12 protein-coding genes and 1 pseudogene are annotated in these 15,225 nt (G+C 60.5%); 3 read left to right on the top strand and 10 right to left on the bottom strand.

The window, feature by feature from the left end; translation table 11 throughout:
- Positions 1 to 238 precede the first annotated feature (238 nt).
- Positions 239 to 1,702, bottom strand: coding sequence for a glycosyltransferase family 87 protein (locus GE107_RS22920; protein WP_219643574.1), 1,464 nt, complete (start codon positions 1,700 to 1,702; stop codon positions 239 to 241).
- Positions 1,703 to 2,091: 389 nt separating this feature from the next.
- On the opposite strand from GE107_RS22920, the gene GE107_RS22915 reads away from it, so the two are divergent.
- Positions 2,092 to 3,024, top strand: a complete 933-nt coding sequence (locus tag GE107_RS22915; protein ID WP_219643573.1) for a VanW family protein — start codon at positions 2,092 to 2,094, stop codon at positions 3,022 to 3,024.
- Between the two features lie 53 nt (positions 3,025 to 3,077).
- Here GE107_RS22915 and GE107_RS22910 read toward each other — a convergent pair whose 3' ends face one another.
- A complete protein-coding gene (locus tag GE107_RS22910; protein ID WP_370636501.1) occupies positions 3,078 to 4,514 on the bottom strand; it encodes an aminotransferase-like domain-containing protein in 1,437 nt (478 codons plus the stop codon).
- A gap of 167 nt (positions 4,515 to 4,681) precedes the next feature.
- Here GE107_RS22910 and GE107_RS22905 point away from each other — a divergent pair, with 167 nt between their 5' ends.
- Together GE107_RS22905 and GE107_RS22900 are read left to right on the top strand one after the other, a co-directional pair.
- Positions 4,682 to 5,599, top strand: a complete 918-nt coding sequence (locus GE107_RS22905) for a DMT family transporter (protein WP_219643571.1) — start codon at positions 4,682 to 4,684, stop codon at positions 5,597 to 5,599.
- Positions 5,600 to 5,734: 135 nt separating this feature from the next.
- Positions 5,735 to 6,228, top strand: a pseudogene (locus GE107_RS22900) (SRPBCC family protein).
- Positions 6,229 to 6,341: 113 nt separating this feature from the next.
- On the opposite strand, the gene bioC reads toward GE107_RS22900, so the two are convergent.
- The 8 genes from bioC to GE107_RS22860 form a co-directional block, all read right to left on the bottom strand.
- Entirely contained in the window at positions 6,342 to 7,166 is an 825-nt protein-coding gene (gene bioC, locus GE107_RS22895; RefSeq protein ID WP_219643568.1) for a malonyl-ACP O-methyltransferase BioC, read from the bottom strand.
- Positions 7,138 to 7,887 (bottom strand): alpha/beta fold hydrolase, encoded by a 750-nt coding sequence (locus tag GE107_RS22890; RefSeq protein ID WP_370636500.1) that lies wholly within the window; start codon positions 7,885 to 7,887, stop codon positions 7,138 to 7,140. The genes bioC and GE107_RS22890 overlap by 29 nt, the downstream gene beginning before the upstream one ends.
- Entirely contained in the window at positions 7,884 to 9,062 is a 1,179-nt protein-coding gene (gene bioF / locus GE107_RS22885) for an 8-amino-7-oxononanoate synthase (RefSeq protein WP_219643567.1), read from the bottom strand. Before bioF ends, GE107_RS22890 begins: the two co-directional genes overlap by 4 nt.
- Before the next feature lie 15 nt (positions 9,063 to 9,077).
- Positions 9,078 to 10,070 (bottom strand): biotin synthase BioB, encoded by a 993-nt coding sequence (gene bioB / locus GE107_RS22880; RefSeq protein ID WP_370636504.1) that lies wholly within the window; start codon positions 10,068 to 10,070, stop codon positions 9,078 to 9,080.
- 28 nt (positions 10,071 to 10,098) lie between these two features.
- Positions 10,099 to 10,818 carry a dethiobiotin synthase gene (bioD, locus tag GE107_RS22875; protein WP_255570786.1) on the bottom strand — a complete coding sequence of 240 codons (720 nt, stop codon included), beginning with the start codon at positions 10,816 to 10,818 and terminating at the stop codon, positions 10,099 to 10,101.
- A gap of 5 nt (positions 10,819 to 10,823) precedes the next feature.
- Positions 10,824 to 12,188 (bottom strand): adenosylmethionine--8-amino-7-oxononanoate transaminase, encoded by a 1,365-nt coding sequence (gene bioA, locus GE107_RS22870; protein ID WP_219643561.1) that lies wholly within the window; start codon positions 12,186 to 12,188, stop codon positions 10,824 to 10,826.
- A gap of 1,136 nt (positions 12,189 to 13,324) precedes the next feature.
- Positions 13,325 to 14,362, bottom strand: a complete 1,038-nt coding sequence (locus tag GE107_RS22865; RefSeq protein WP_219643559.1) for an S-adenosylmethionine:tRNA ribosyltransferase-isomerase — start codon at positions 14,360 to 14,362, stop codon at positions 13,325 to 13,327.
- A complete protein-coding gene (locus GE107_RS22860; protein ID WP_219643558.1) occupies positions 14,359 to 15,099 on the bottom strand; it encodes an SDR family NAD(P)-dependent oxidoreductase in 741 nt (246 codons plus the stop codon). The genes GE107_RS22865 and GE107_RS22860 overlap by 4 nt, the downstream gene beginning before the upstream one ends.
- Positions 15,100 to 15,225: the final 126 nt, after the last annotated feature.

The raw sequence follows: 15,225 nt of genomic DNA, 5'->3' as shown, positions 1-15,225 counted from the left end.
GCATAAAGCAACAGCCGGAACGTTCGTCGCTCCGGGCCGTTGCCTGTGGTGGAGGGCGGTTTTCCGTTCAATCGCGGGGGAAAGTGGAACGACGGCCTGCTCGAGCGACTTCAGCAACCGGCCCAACCGCTCCTGCGTGCCGGCATCCGCCGGACCGTCCCCTCTTTTCAATTTCACGCTGATATAAGGGATCATAAACGTCTCTTCTTCCGGGATGGCCGAATGCTACTTGTGCGGTTCAATGCGCCGCGGGAGCGTCCTGCACGCTCTCCCGCACGGTTGCCCTGACCGCGGACATCTCCCGCCAGAGTGCCCACAGCAGCCAAATCAGCAGCAAAGCGTTCACGGCGGCGACCCATACATAACCGGAGGAGAGCGTCGTTCCCGGCCCTCCGCCAAACGGAAATCCGCCAAGACCGCCGTCTCCCCGTCCCGCGAAGCCTCGATCGGGATGGCGGGTCCCGCCCTCGCTCATTCCGGCATCGGGAACACTGCCGCCGCTCCATCCCCTGCCGCCGCCCGGTCGAAATCCACCCCCGTTCCGGCCGCCTCTACCGAAGCCTCTGCGGCCCGAACGGAGAACCGCCAGCACGTTGACGAGCATCGTTACGGTCAAGGTCCCGGCAGCCGCGATCCACCTCCGGTCGTATAGCGCGGCGAACAGGGCGAAGGCAATCGCGGGAATGCCGTATCGCTCGTGGATCTCCGTCGGGAGCATGAAGAACGCGAAGCCGATGGCGGCCGCCGCCTTGAGCAATACGGCCTCCGGCGCTCTCTCCTTCTCCGGGTCCTTCAGCGCGATCCAGATATACAAGCAAACGAAAGCCGTCACGGCCCCGAACAGGAGAAGGCCGATCGTTCGAAGCGTAAGGCCGGCCCAGTACGGCTCCGAATCGGACGCCGAAGGATCGACGCCGAGCAGATGGAACCAGACGTTCGCGGCATTGACCGTCGCGCTCGCATATTGGCCGACCGCATCCGCGTAGGCTTGCCGGAACATCGCGGACAAGCTTCCCGCCCGCGCGAAATACGCGGCGGCAACGCCCAGCGGAGCGGCGAATCCAATCAGCCAGCCTGCTGCTTCCCGGAAGCTTCGCCCCCTGACCAGCCGAACCAACAAGTACGTCCCGACGACCGGCAGCACCGTCACCGCCTGGAACTTGGCCAACAGTGCAAATCCGGCCCATAGGCCGCTAAGCCAGGGACGCCTTGGCATCGCCACGACCGCAAGCACCATAAGCATGCTGTGCAGCAAGTCGACCTGGCCCCAGACGGCACTGTCGGCGATGAACGCCGGATTCAGCGCGAACAGAGCCAGAACGATCAGTCTCCAGCGGGCGCCCCCCGCGCCGGCCGTCAGTTTCACGGCGGCCAGCATCGCCGCCAGGTCGATCGCGAGCAGTACCCCCTTAAACGACAACGAGCCGGCCTGCACCGCGATTCCGAGCCGGTTCAACGCTTCGCCGTAAAGATCCAGGAGCAGCGGGAACAGAGGCGGGTAATTGATGCTGCCGTTCCGCGGATACGCTTCGCCCAATCCGTATCTGCGGATCGTCTCCATCCACTGGACGAACAGGCTTTGATCCGTGACGAAACCCGCGTATCTGTCCGCGAGAAGGAATCGGATCCCGCAAGCGGCGGCTACGATCAGGAAGGCATAGATAAGGAACCGGCGTCCCTGCAGGAGCGCGGGCAAACGCATCGAACCCCTCCTTTCTTCTGCCTTCCACTTTACCCGAAAAACCTGATCCGACCCTTAATTTCCGCTGAAAATTGCCTGAAAACCGCAAGCCCCAACCGTTCCGTCCGCAAACGCGAATGACCGCCGGTTCTCAAAATCGTCAACGCGAATGATCGCTGTTTCCAATATTCCGCAAACGCGAATGACCGCCGGTTCTCAAAATCGTCAACGCGAATGATCGCTGTTTCCAATATTCCGCAAACGCGAATGACCGCCCGATTCTCATAATCGCCAACGCGAATGATCGCTGTTTCCTATATTCCGCAAACGCGATTGATCGCCGTTCCTCATAATCGGCGGCCGCATAAGCGATACTATTCCTAAAATTTCAAATACCTCCGAGGTGGACCATGCGATGTTGCTGGTTGTGGATCGCCAGTGCGGCATTCGGTCTTCAGCCGATGCAAGATCCCATCACGATACAGAACGATCAGGCTCCCCTCCTGAGCGTGAACCGCGCCGAATTTGCGCTGCCGGCCCTGCCGCTCGCCGACCCGGACAAGCTCGACCGGCTGCTCCGCGACGTGGAAGCCCGGGTCTATCAAGCACCGCGAAATGCCACGATCGGGCCATCCGGAGGCATCGTGCCGGAGCAGCCCGGCCGCCGTCTGGACCGCAGCGCGTTCACGGACCGGTTCTACGCCGCTTACTTCGGCCAAGGCCCCGCTTTCCTAGACGTCCCGTTTTCCCCCCTCTATCCCAAGGTCGACGCCGAATTGCTGGCCACGATCCGGGAGAAACCGATCGGGCATTACGTCACCTATTTCAACCCCGGCAACAAGAACCGTGCGCATAACATCAAGCTGGCGGCTCAGACGATCAACAACTACGTCGTTTTCCCGAGCGAAAGCTTCTCGTTTAACCGGATCGTCGGGGTGCGCACCCGGAACCGGGGGTATTTGCGGGCTCCCGTTATCGTGAGAGGAGAAATGGCGGAAGATATCGGCGGGGGGATTTGCCAAGTTTCGTCGACCCTGTTCAACGCCGTCGACCGCGCGGGACTGCAGATCCTGGCCCGCTACTCCCATAGCCGGCACGTGCCTTACGTGCCGCCGGGGCGGGATGCGACGGTCAGCTGGGGCGGACCGGATTTCGCCTTCCGCAACCCGTACAATCAACCGATCCTGATCCGCGCATTGGCGAGCGGAGGACGGATGTTCGTCTCGATCTATTCCTCCGATGTCGTCAACTACAAACCCCGGGAGGTACCCGGCATGTCCAAACGGCTTCCGGAGGAGATCCGCGCCGATTCCGGCGACGAGGCGCGAGAGAGCAGCCGGTAACACCGGGCAACACCCGCTGACAACCTCGCCGGTCAGGAGAGACGGTCACCCCTTCAGCCCTGCCGGACGGCGACATCCCGCGCGAGGCTCACGAGTCTTCGGACGCCGTCCCGCAGATGGCTTTCGTTCATGTAAGAATAGCTCAGCCGGATGAAAGACCGCATCTCCCTCAGCGGATCGCAAATGAAGCCCGGCACGAAGGAGACGGAGGCCCGGAGACTGGCTTCGAGCAGCCGATCGACGGGGATGTCTTCGGGCAACCGGATCCACAGGCTGAGCCCGCCCTTCGGAGTTGCCCATTCCCATCCGGTATCGGCCAACTCTTCTTCCATGAGATCTCTCCGGATTTGGAGGGCGATGCGCAGCTTTTCCATGTGCGTCCGCATCCGTTCCGAACGGAAATAATGCAGGAAAATCTTCTGATTCACGAGCGGGGTCCCGTTGTCGGCGAGCGATTTGGCGGTAACGAGCGGCGCCATCACGGCAGGACGACAGACGACCGCGCAAACCCGGAGGCCGGGCGCCACGTATTTGCTGAAGCTGCGAAGATGCGCCACCCATCCCTCCGTGTCGAATGTCAGCAGAGGAGGCGGAGGCGGCTCGTCAAAAAACATTTCGTGAAAGGAATCGTCCTCGATGAGCAGGCAACGGTACCGCTCCGCCAATTCCACGAGACGCTTGCGCGTCTGCACCGGAACCGTATAGCCGGTCGGGTTCTGGAAGGTCGGATTCATGTAGAAGAGTCGCGGCCTCTCCCGCTTCATCAGCGCCTCGACCCGGTCCAGATCGTAGCCTTCCGGACGGATGTCGACCGGGATCAAGCGCGCCCCGTGCATGCGGATGATGTCCAGCGCCGCGCTGTAGGTCGGCCGCTCCGCCAGGACGGCGTCCATCGGTCTGACGTACAAGCGGGACAGAAGATCGATCGCCTGCGTGGCTCCCGTCGTGATGAGCATGTCTCCCGCGGATATCGGGATGCGGCGCCGGCCCGCGAGATACCCGCAGAGGTTTTCGCGGAGCTCCTCGTCTCCCTGCGCGTTGGAGTAAGTTCCCATCAGTTTCGGGTAATCGTCGAAAACCTGTTTCACATATTCGGACAGATAGAGGTTCGGCAGCAAGTTCGGATCGATGAGCGCTTGCGAGAATTGGTAGTCTACGGGGGTCTCCTGAATGCCGATCAGGTCGTTCCTCACGCGCCAGACAGCGGGACCGACGCCGATTTCCGCACGCCCCGAAGCTTCCCTTGCCGGATCGACCGGGCTGGCGTAGTAGCCGGATTTATCCTTCACGTACACTTTCCCGTGCTGCTTCAGCAACGTACAGGCGCGGAACGCCGTCAGCCGGTGCACCCGGTATTGCTCGGCCAAGAGCCGGACCGAGGGAAGCTTGTCATGGGCTTTCCACTCGCCGCGTTCCATTCGGGTTACCATATGGTCGTAAATTTGCCTGAATAGATAATGATCGGATTTCGCCGCTCTTCCGTTCTTCACACGTAAGCCCCCCCTCGGCTTCCATTATCGCATACGGAACCGGTCAATCTGTTCTATCTCTGCGTATCTGTTCTATTCATTTTGTTATATGATACCCAAGTAAAAACGACTTTGTCGACCTCCGGGACGGAGAATGTCGTTTTGATAACGCGAGGAGGACAGCAGCGATGATTCTATTCAACTATTTGCTTATGTGTATCATTTTCGGCACCACGTTCCTGGCGATCAAAATCGGGGTGGACGCGTCGGCGTCCCCGTTTTTTCTGGCCGGACTGCGTTTCTTTCTGGCCGGACTGATCTTGCTCGGCTGGACGGTGTGGAGGCATAAAACGAGGTTAACCCTGCTCCTGCGCAAAGAAATGTTGGTTACCGGTTTCTGCTTGACGTTCGCCACGTTCGCGACCTTGTACTGGGCCGAACAGCACGTCTCTTCCGGTATCGCCGCGGTGCTGTCGGCAGCGGGACCGCTGATGATCCTCCTGCTGCAGGCCGCCTTCATGCGGCAGAAGACATCGGCCGTTGCCATGGTCGGATGCGTCGCCGGTTTCGCCGGCGTCTTCCTGATCGTACTGCCTAAGCTCACGGTATCCGCAGGCATCTGGTGGGCAATCGGTTCCGCCCTGATCTTGCTCGGCGAGTTCTGCTACTCCGCGGGCGCCTTGTACACGAAGCGGGTGACCGACCGGTTCCGTCAGGAGTCGCCCGTCGCGATGAACGCGGTCCAGATGCTCTACGGAGGCGCGATGCTGCTCGTATTGTCCGCATTCACGGAGCAGGTGAGCGCCGGCAGCTTGTTTTCGGCAAACGCCATCGGATCGCTGCTCTATCTGACCGTCGCCGGATCCATGATCGGCCACACGCTGTTCTACTGGCTCGTCGCGAAGACGAATCCCGTCTTTCCGTCGACCTGGCTCTACGTTTCGCCGCTGATCGCTCTCGTCATCGGGGTACTGTTCTATCGGGAAACCTTCACGTGGCTAACGGGGGTTGGCGTCGCGATCATTCTGGCCGGCAACTTCCTCATCAATTGGAGCAGTTTGAGCCGGCTGTTCAGGAAACCCAAAGCAGCCGTTGCCCAAGCTTGATTCTTCGCGGGCGGAGAAACGCGCCTTCCTTCGGGGCTGGCGTTTTTCCTCCTTTAAATATCCCTCGACAGGTATATTCCATATTGGGTATGTTATAGGCATGAAATCTACTTCTTCAAGGGAGGAATCCGAATCATGTCCGCAAATGCCGTCACCACATCCGTGAAAGACCGGGAGCTTACCGTCACGCGCGAATTCCGCGCTCCCCGCAGGCTCGTATTCGAAACCTGGAGCGATCCCGAGCACTTGAAGCGTTGGTGGGGGCCGAAAGGGTTCACGATCACCGTGTCGGAATTCGACTTCCGGCCGGGCGGCGTATGGCTTTACGTCATGCACGGGCCGGGCGGCGTCGACTACGACAACAAAATCACCTATCGCGAAATCTCAAACCCGGAACGTTTGTTTACTCCCACGGGGATCTCGAAGAGGATGAACGGTTCCATGTCACAGCAACCTTCGAGGAACAGGGCAACCTCACGGAGTTAACGATGCGTTCGCTCTTCCAGTCAGCCGAAAAACTCGAGAAAGCGGTCAAGCAGTACGGCGCACTTGAAGGTGCGAAATCGACGATGCAACGACTGGCGGAACGTTTGGAGGAAATCCTGGAAGGTTCGGGGAAAGAAGAATAGCTTCTGCCTCGCGATGCCTGGCACGCAGGAATTACCGCAGAGGCCTGAGGCATCAGGCATCAGGCATCGTAACCCATGTTGTTCATCTGACGGAATTGGAAGCCCTTAGGAGATTACCGGAGGGTCGCCTGCAGCAGCAACAGCTCGTAGGTCGCGGAGATCCCGTCCCGCAAGCGGAACTTCTCTTCGTAGACGGCGAACATATCGCGAAACAGACGCCGCAGGAAACCCGGGGACGAACTCGCTTCCGACGCACTTGCCCCGAGCGATTTGACGGAGTGGAGAAAATCGCGGACCGCGGGGTGTTCCTCCACCCGGATGTCGCGGCGGGAATGGATGTCCGAGTAGCCGCCGGCGTTCAGCCAGGCTGTCCATTGCTCCGCCGCGTGCAGCTCCAAGCCGTGTCGCCGCGGTTCCGCGCCCAGCAGCCGGTACGCCTCTTCGAACGCCTGATGCATCTCGCGGAAGGTTTCGGGTCCGAAGGTCGCGAACGCGAGAACGCCTCCCGGGCGAAGAAGCCGGGTCAAGCTTCTCAACGTGTCTCCCGGACGGGCAAGCCATTGGAAGCAGGCATTCGAGACGATGAAGTCGAAGGAAGCGGGCGGGGCCGCCCCGGCCCAGATCTCGATGTCGGCCTGCACAAAACGGACGGGAATTCGGCTGCGCACCGACTGGCACGCAGCCAGCCGTTCTTCCGCAGCCGCGAGCATGGCGGGAGCGATGTCGATTGCGGTGATGGTCGAACGAGGACACCGTTGCGCGAGCAGCTCGGTGAAGAGGCCGGTTCCGCAGCCGATTTCCAGCACGTCGAGGCGATCCGGCCCGCCACCAACCGTTTCGATAAGCCATTCCGCCATTACGCGCTGTACATGGGCATGGACATCGTAGCTTCCTGCAGCCGCGCTCCGGTTAAACTGACGTACGATTCGCCCTTTCATCCCACCAACTCCTTATGACTTCCGCCAAGAACGCTTCTCTCCCGAGAAAAGGCGCATGGCCGCAGCCTTCCAACATCGTGATTTCCGACTGCCGCAGACGTTCGCCCATTTCCAACGCCGCCCCGTATGGACAAACGGCATCCCCGGTACCGTGAACGAGAAGGGTTGGACATGCGATGCGGCTCATTCCGGCAAGGCATTCCGCTTCGCGCAATACGCGAAGCCCCGCGAGCAGCGCCGGGGTCGACCAGCTGCCGGCTCCCGGCAGCAGCTCCTCCGCTCCGATCTGCCGGTCCGCGTCCGTGAACAGCATGCCGCGAAACTTGGCTTCCACCGCTTCCCGGTCCTTCCGGATCCCCGTCATCATCCCGCGCAAGTACGCCTCCGGCCAGCCCCTGTCCCGTTCCTCGTCCGGTCGGACGAAGCGGTCGGTTCCCGAGAAAAGGACAAGCCCTTCCGCCAGCCCCTCGGCCGCGAGCCTCAGCCCGAGCAAGGCGCCGAGCGACCACCCGCCGATCAGCACCCGCCCATGTCTTCTGGCTGCGTTTTCCGTCAGAGCCAGCATTTCCTCCGCCGTTTCGACGGTCGTATAGTCCGCGCCTACGTGTTGAAATTCCGGCAAATGAGCTTGCAGCCGCCCGAAGACCGCCACGGGCATGCTCCAGCCCGGCAGCCAGAGGATCGTCCCGCGCGAGAGGAGTCCCGTTGGTTGGAAGTTCACCCCCTCAGCACCCCCGCCGCCCTTCCGGCCTGACGGATCCGTTCGGCCGCATCCACGAGCTCGGCTTCGTCATGCGCGGCAGACAAGGAAAAGCGGATGCGGGCCGTCCCTTCCGGCACCGTCGGCGGGCGAACCGCCGCCGCCGCGATGCCCGCTTCCTCCAAGGCGCGGCTAAGCCGCAAAGCCGCCTCATTATCCCCGACAATAACCGGTACAATCGGAGAGTCGCCGGCGGGGGCGGTAAAACCTGCTTCGCCCAGCGCGGAGCGGAACGCCCGGACGGCGGAAGCCAGCCTCTCCCGCCTCCACTTCTCTTCCTGCACCAGCCCCAAAGCCTTCTCGACTCCGGCAATGACCGCCGGAGGCAGGGCCGTGGAATAGATGAGAGACCTTGCCTTGTTGATCAGCCACCGGATGAGCGTGCGGCTTCCGCTCACGTAGGCTCCGTAGACTCCGAACGACTTGCTGAACGTTCCCACATGCACGTCCACTTCCTTGTGCAGACCCAGCAGGAAAGCGAGCCCCTCCCCGCGTTTCCCGTAAACGCCCCCGCTGTGCGCTTCATCCACCATCAGCATGGCTCCGTGCTTCCGCTTCAGCTCGACCAATTGGTGCAGCGGGGCGTGATCCCCGTCCATCGAGAATACGGCATCGGTGACGATCCATTTGCGCCGGGCGCCTGCGTGCTTGCCCAGCAGAAACGCAAGATGCTCCGGATCGTTGTGGCGATACCGGACATGCTCCGCCCGGCTGAGCAAGATGCCGTCCACGATGCTGGCGTGATTCAGCCGATCGCTGAAAACGGCATCGCCCCTTCCCGCCAATGCGCTGATCACGCCGACATTCGCCGTATAGCCGCTGGAGAAAACCAGCGCGGCTTCGCTGTGCTGCCATTCCGCGAGAGCGTGCTCCAACCGTTCATACGGCTGCCGGTTGCCGGTCACGAGCCGGGAGGCGCCGGAACCGGCGCCTTCCCGTTCCAGCGCCTCCCGCATCGCCTCCGCGATCTCCCGGTTTCCGGCCAGACCCAGATAGTCGTTGGAGGAAAGGTTGAGAAGCCTCCTCCCGCCGCGTTTCAAGTAACCCGGAAACCCCGGAGCCGGCTCGCAAGTCCGGAGGGACCGCTCCATCGAACTGCCGGCCATCCGTTCAAGCTCGTACTCCATCCATTCCATCCGCATCCTTCGCTCCTAGAGGGCGCATAATTCGATTTCGAAGCCCATATCTTCGATCATTCGATGATCGGCGGTCACGGCCTGCCCTTCCGTCGTCAAGTAATCGCCCACGAACCAGGAATTCGCGGCATACAAGGACAGAGGCTGCAGCGTCCGCAGATTCACCTCGCGGCCTCCGGCGACGCGGATTTCTTTGTCCGGGCAGATGAACCGGAACAGCGCCAGCACCTTCAGCGCTTTCCATGGCGGCGTTCTGCCCGCGTTCTCGAGCGGCGTGCCGGGAATCGCGTTCAGGAAATTGACCGGAATCGAATCGGCGTCCAAGTCCCGGAGGGCATAGGCCATCTCGACGATTTCGCGGTTCGTTTCCCCCATGCCGATAATCACGCCCGAACAAGGCGACATGCCGTTCGTCTTGACCTTCTCCACCGTTTCTAACCGTTGATCGTATGTATGCGTGGTCGTGATGGACGGATAGTTGGCTTTGCTCGTGTTCAAATTGTGGTTGTACCGGTGAACGCCCGCTTCCGCCAGACGCTGCGCTTGTTCGTCCTTCAAGATCCCCAGGCAGGCGCAAATCTTGAGAGGCATCGAGCTGCGGATTTCCTTGACCGCTTCGACTACCTGGTCCAATTCCTTCTCGGTCGGGCCTCTGCCCGCTGCTACGATGCAATACGTCCCGGCTTGGCGGGAGAGCGCTTCGCGGGCGCCGGCAAGCAGCGTTTCCTTGTCCAGCATGGTGTATTTCTTGATCGGTGCGCTCGAGACGATCGACTGCGAGCAGTAACCGCAATCTTCGGGACAGAGGCCGCTTTTGGCGTTGATGATCATATTCAGCTTGACCTTCTTCCCGTAATGATGCTTGCGCACCAGGAAAGCGGCCTGCAAAATCGGCAGCACTTCGTCATCGTCGGCTTCGAGCAAGGCGAGTCCTTCTTCCATCGTCAAGCGTTCGCCCGTGAGCGCTTTGCGCGCGTACTCCGCCCAATCCGTTTGTTTCGCATACATCGCCATTTTCCGGATTCTTCCTTCCGTATCAAATATGGAAACCGATGGCTTCCAAAATGGGGTTCATCTGCACGTGCCTTCGGATCACGTCGGCCAGCTCATCCCCGGCAACGTCTTGCCGGATTGCCGGAAACCGCCCCAGCACCTTCAGACCGCCGTAGCGCTCGATCATTTCGGCATTCGACTCCACGCTCGGATCCTCATCGCCGGGATGGAACGCCTGCCCGCCGTCGTTGAGAATCACGCCCGCGATCGGAATCGAGCGTCCGCGCAGCATCGCCGCCGTCAGCAGCGTGTGATTGATCGTTCCCAAACCGGAACGGGCGACGATAAGGGCCGGGATGCCGAGGGCGGCGATCAAATCCGCGACCAGCCCGCGATCGGTAAGCGGCGCGGCGACTCCCCCCGCCCCCTCGACCAGAAGGGCTTCGTACCGTCGGACGAGCGGCTCGCCCCCCGCGATCAACCCTTCCAGCGTCAAGGAAACGCCGGCCTTCTTCGCTGCAAGCACTGGAGCAAGCGGCGCCTCGAACGTGAACGGAGCGACCGATTCGGGGGGATCCCCGATTCCGGAAGCGCGGAGCAGCCGTTCCGCATCGGTACATCCGAGCCCGATCGGTGCGCCCGATTGCACGGGCTTCCAGACGCCGGCGTTCACCCCCTGCGCGCGCAGCGCGGCCGCCAGCGCCGCCGTGACGACCGTTTTGCCGACCCCGGTATCTGTGCCCGTAACGAACAATCCTCTCATGTCCCTCATCCGGATCGCCCTTCCGTTACGTCGCGCACCGATTGAACGAGGATATCGGCCATCTCGCCCAGTTCCGCTTCCGTGCTGGCCAGAGGCGGGATGAAGACCACCACGTTGCCGAGCGGCCGGGTCAGCATGCCCAGCTCTCTGGCCCGCGCGCATACCCGGACGCCGATGCGCTCCGCCCAGTCGTACGGTTCCTTCGTCGCTTGATCCCGAACCAGCTCGATTCCGACCATCAGTCCTTGCTGCCGGATTTCGCCGACGTGCCGCGTTTCCGCCAACGCATGCAATTTCCGGTCAACGAACCCGGCTTTGGAACCTACGCTCTCGACGACCCGCCGCTCTTCCATCAGCTTCAAGCTTGCAAGCGCAACGGCGCAGCCCAGCGGATTGCCCGTGAACGAATGGCCGTGAAAAAACGTCTTCTGCTCTTCGTAATCGGCATAGAAGGCGTCGTAAACCTCATCCGTGGCGAGCGTCGCCGCCACGGGCAAGTAACCGCCGGTCAGCCCTTTGCCGACGACCATCAAATCCGGAGACACGCCCTCCAGATCGCAAGCGAACATCCTGCCCGTCCGCCCGAAGCCCGTGGCGACTTCATCCGCGATCAGCAGCACGTCATGACGCTTGCAGATCGCGGCGATCTCCCTCAGGCAGCCGGGAGGCATGACGATCATGCCTGCGGCGCCTTGAACGATCGGCTCGACGATCAGCGCGGCAATTTCGTCCGCCTTTGTCTCCAGCAGATCCCTCAAGCGTTCCAGCGTCTCCTCCATGGCGCCGGCAGCGCCTCCCTCATGACGATAGGCGTAAGGATAGGGGATTACGCGTGCGGGAAACAGCATCGGACGGAACACTTCATGGTATAACGGAATGGCGCCGACGCTGACCGCTCCGATCGTATCGCCGTGGTACGCCTGGTTCATCGTGACGAACGTTCGTTTCTTCCGCGCGCCGCGGTTATGCCAGTATTGAAACGCCATTTTGATCGCGATCTCGACGCCGGTCGCCCCGGAATCCGAGTAGAACACCTTGGTCAGTCCCGGAGGAGCGATCCGCGCCAGCTCCGCCGCCAGTTCGATCGCCGGGACGTTGGCCATGCCGAGCAGCGTGGAGTGGGCGACCCGCCCCAGCTGCTCCTCGATCGCCCGATTCAGCTCCGGCACGTTATGTCCATGGACGTTGAGCCAGACCGACGAGAACCCGTCGTAATAAGCGCGCCCGTTCACGTCGTACAGCTTGACGCCTTCCCCTTTCTCGACGATCAGGGGATCGGAACCGTTGTAGTCTTTCATTTGCGTAAAAGGATGCCAAACATGCGCCTTGTTCAAGGCGGCGAGGCGTTCATATCCGGAGTTCACGTTCATCACCAACTTTATCGGCTTAATTGTTAACCACTCAGCAAGAAATAGGTTAACAATTAAGCCGAATTTGTGCAAGCCCAGCAATTGGATGCACTCCAATCCGGCGCCGGCGGGAAGAAAAGTTGGATAAACGACGACTGACCATCTAACAAACAACGATACAAGCATACGACACTCGGCGGATGGCTCGAAACCAATCGAGTAATCGAGCCAGATGATGGGCCTGCCCGTAAATTTGTAGAGTGAAAGGCTGGGGTTGCCAGCCCCTCTTCATCAAACCGTACGTGCGGTTTTCCCGCATACGGCTTTCCGACGTTCTTCACCTTGAGGGTTTCGCAAAATTAACGTCTCCGGAAGTCACTACAGCGCTCGTAGTCGGGGATTTCGCAGAAATAACGTCTCCGGAAGTCACTACAGCGTTCGTAGTTGGGGGATTCGCAAAAATAACGTCTCCGGAAGTCATTACAGCGCTCGTAGTCGGGGATTTCGCAGAAATAGCGTCTCCGGAAGTCACTACAGTGTTCGTAGTCGGGGATTTCGCAAAAATAACGTCTCCAGAAGTCACTACAGCGTTCGTAGTTGAGGGTTTCGCAAAAATAACGTCTCCGGAAGTCACTACAGCGCTCGTAGTCGGGGATTTCGCAAAAATAACATCTCCGGAAGTCACTACAGCGTTCGTAGTCGGGGATTTCGCAGAAATAACGTCTCCGGAAGTCACTACAGCGTTCGTAGTCGGGGATTTCGCAGAAATAACGTCTCCGGAAGTCACTACAGCGTTCGTAGTGGGGATTTCGCAGAAATAACGCCTCCGGAAGTCAGTACTGCGTTCGTTGTGGAGATTTCGCAAAAATAACGTCTCCGGAAGTCACTACAGCGTTCGTAGTCGGGGATTTCGCAGAAAAAACTTCTCCGGAAGTCACTACAGCGTTCGTAGTTGGGGGATTCGCAAAAATAACGTCTCCGGAAGTCACTATAGCGTTCGTAGTTGAGGGTTTGGCAGAAATAACGTCTCCGGAAACGTGAATCCTGAAAAAAGATGGAACGCTGCTGACATACGGCGATCAGCGGCATTCCATCTTCCATGATACGGACAAGCTTCCGGTTCCGAGGGCCATTGCGGCCGACACGCTCATGCGTCTTTACAGTATCAAATTCATGTCGCCGAACTCGTGCCACAGGTACCCGCGGCGGATCGCTTCTTCATAAGCGGGATACAGCAGGTCCGGCGCGATGAAAGCCTCCAGCAGGTCCAGGTGGCTGGCTTCCGGTTCATGGAAGCCGGTGATTAGACCGTCCGCGACCCGGAGCGGCACGGAACGGTCGATCCGCAAGTTCGTCCATCCCGAACGGGCGATCGAATCGCCGCGCTCGTCCACGGCTGTTTCCAACGCCCGGACGACCGTCGTTCCTACGGCTACGACCCTGCCGCCCGAGGCCTTCGTTTGCCGGATCGCGTCCGCCGTCTCCAGCGGAACTTCGTACCGTTCGAAATTGTCGCTCGGATCCAGGTGCGCGGAATCGTCCAACAGGTAGCTCAGTCCGGTATGAAGCTGGACGTAGGCGATCTTCACGCCCTGGCGCTGCAGCTTGAAAATCAGCTCCCAGCTGAACGCCCTTCCGGCCGACGGCATTTCCACCGAGCCCGGGACGGAGGCATATACGGTCTGGTAATCGTCCAACTCCCATGGATGGGTGATGTACTCGTATCGAACCGGTTCGCCGTGGGCGTAGATATGATCGATCAGCCGGGAGCCGTGAAGGGTGAACAGGATACGTACAAACGGTTTCGGCTCCGTATCGATGACCCCGGCTTCCCACCCGGGAGCGAATTCGATCGTATCTCCCGTCCGTACGTCCGCTTCTACCGGCAGAGCTTCCCATATCCGATCGTCGACCCGCCTCGCCAGCCGGATTTCGAGCCGATCGGCCATGTCGGCCCCGCTTCTCCTCCACCTCCCGCGCAGCACCGCGGGAACGGTACGGCTGGCGTTGAGGACGATGAGATCCCCCGCCCGGAGAAACCGGTCCAGTTCGCAAAACCGCGCGTGCGCCGTTGCCCCCGTTTGACGGTCCAGCACCATCAGGTTCACGTGATCGCGCCGTACGCCTCTCCGTTCCGGCGGCATCGTGGCGTTCAATTCGCTCGGCAGGTCGAACACCGCCAATTTCGCGCTCATGCCCCGCCCCTTCTTTCCCGGGCAAATTCCTGCGCCGAATACCGCTGCCCATTGATCTCTTTCGCTTCATCGGACGCGAGATAGAGGAAAACGTCCGTCACCTCATGGGGCTGGGCCAACTCGTAATCGCAGTCGGGAACGGCGAGCGCGTGCATGTCCGTGTCCATTTCGCCCGGATCGACCATGTTGACGCGAACCCCCGTCCCCCGCACTTCGTCCGCCCACGTCCCGGTCAACCCTTCCAGCGCAAATTTGGAAATGCCGTACGCTCCCCATCCCGCATAGCCGACATTCCCCGCTTCGGAAGTCACGTTCACGATCGAACCCGATCCCCGCGTGAGCATCTGGGGGAGGACGCGCCGGGTCACGAGGAACGGTCCGACCGCGTTCACCCGCAGCACCTCGGCGAAATCCGCTTCCGGATAGTCGAGCAGCAGCGGCATCGGACTCGGCCCCAGGATGGAAGCGTTGTTGATCAGCACGTCGATCTTCCCAAATGCCTCCTCCGCGACGGCCACGAATCTCTCGACGTCGCGGGATACGGACATGTCTCCCGTAACGGCCTCGACCTCCGCTCCGAGCTCTTCCAGCTCCCGCTTCACGGTCCGAAGCGCCGTCTCCCCGCGCGCCGACAGGGCTAGATTGGCGCCGGCCTGCGCGAAAGCGACGGCAAGGGCTCGTCCGAGTCCTCTCGACGCCCCCGTAATCATGACCGTTTTCCCGCTTAATCCGTCCATCGCGATCCTCTCCTCGGCTTATCCGCCACATTTTATACTTTTTAAACTATTATGTTTGTTATGTATGTATCATATGTCTTTCCGACCCTTTTGTAAACCATTTTTTAGCGTGCCCCTCCACTTGAC

It is taken from the genome of Cohnella sp. CFH 77786 (assembly GCF_019400745.1).
Classification (GTDB): domain Bacteria; phylum Bacillota; class Bacilli; order Paenibacillales; family Paenibacillaceae; genus Cohnella.
This window is presented reverse-complemented; position numbering and strand designations above follow the sequence as displayed.

Excerpts from the sequence above, each read along its gene's own strand:
- bioC (WP_219643568.1), bottom strand. The coding sequence starts at position 7,166 with ATGAAAGGGCGAATCGTACGTCAGTTTAACCGGAGCGCGGCTGCAGGA.
- bioD (WP_255570786.1), bottom strand. The coding sequence starts at position 10,818 with ATGAGAGGATTGTTCGTTACGGGCACAGATACCGGGGTCGGCAAAACG.
- bioF (WP_219643567.1), bottom strand. The coding sequence starts at position 9,062 with ATGGAATGGATGGAGTACGAGCTTGAACGGATGGCCGGCAGTTCGATG.
- GE107_RS22905 (WP_219643571.1), top strand. The coding sequence starts at position 4,682 with ATGATTCTATTCAACTATTTGCTTATGTGTATCATTTTCGGCACCACG.
- GE107_RS22860 (WP_219643558.1), bottom strand. The coding sequence starts at position 15,099 with ATGGACGGATTAAGCGGGAAAACGGTCATGATTACGGGGGCGTCGAGA.
- bioB (WP_370636504.1), bottom strand. The coding sequence starts at position 10,070 with ATGTATGCGAAACAAACGGATTGGGCGGAGTACGCGCGCAAAGCGCTC.
- GE107_RS22915 (WP_219643573.1), top strand. The coding sequence starts at position 2,092 with ATGCGATGTTGCTGGTTGTGGATCGCCAGTGCGGCATTCGGTCTTCAG.
- GE107_RS22920 (WP_219643574.1), bottom strand. The coding sequence starts at position 1,702 with ATGCGTTTGCCCGCGCTCCTGCAGGGACGCCGGTTCCTTATCTATGCC.
- GE107_RS22865 (WP_219643559.1), bottom strand. The coding sequence starts at position 14,362 with ATGAGCGCGAAATTGGCGGTGTTCGACCTGCCGAGCGAATTGAACGCC.
- bioA (WP_219643561.1), bottom strand. The coding sequence starts at position 12,188 with ATGAACGTGAACTCCGGATATGAACGCCTCGCCGCCTTGAACAAGGCG.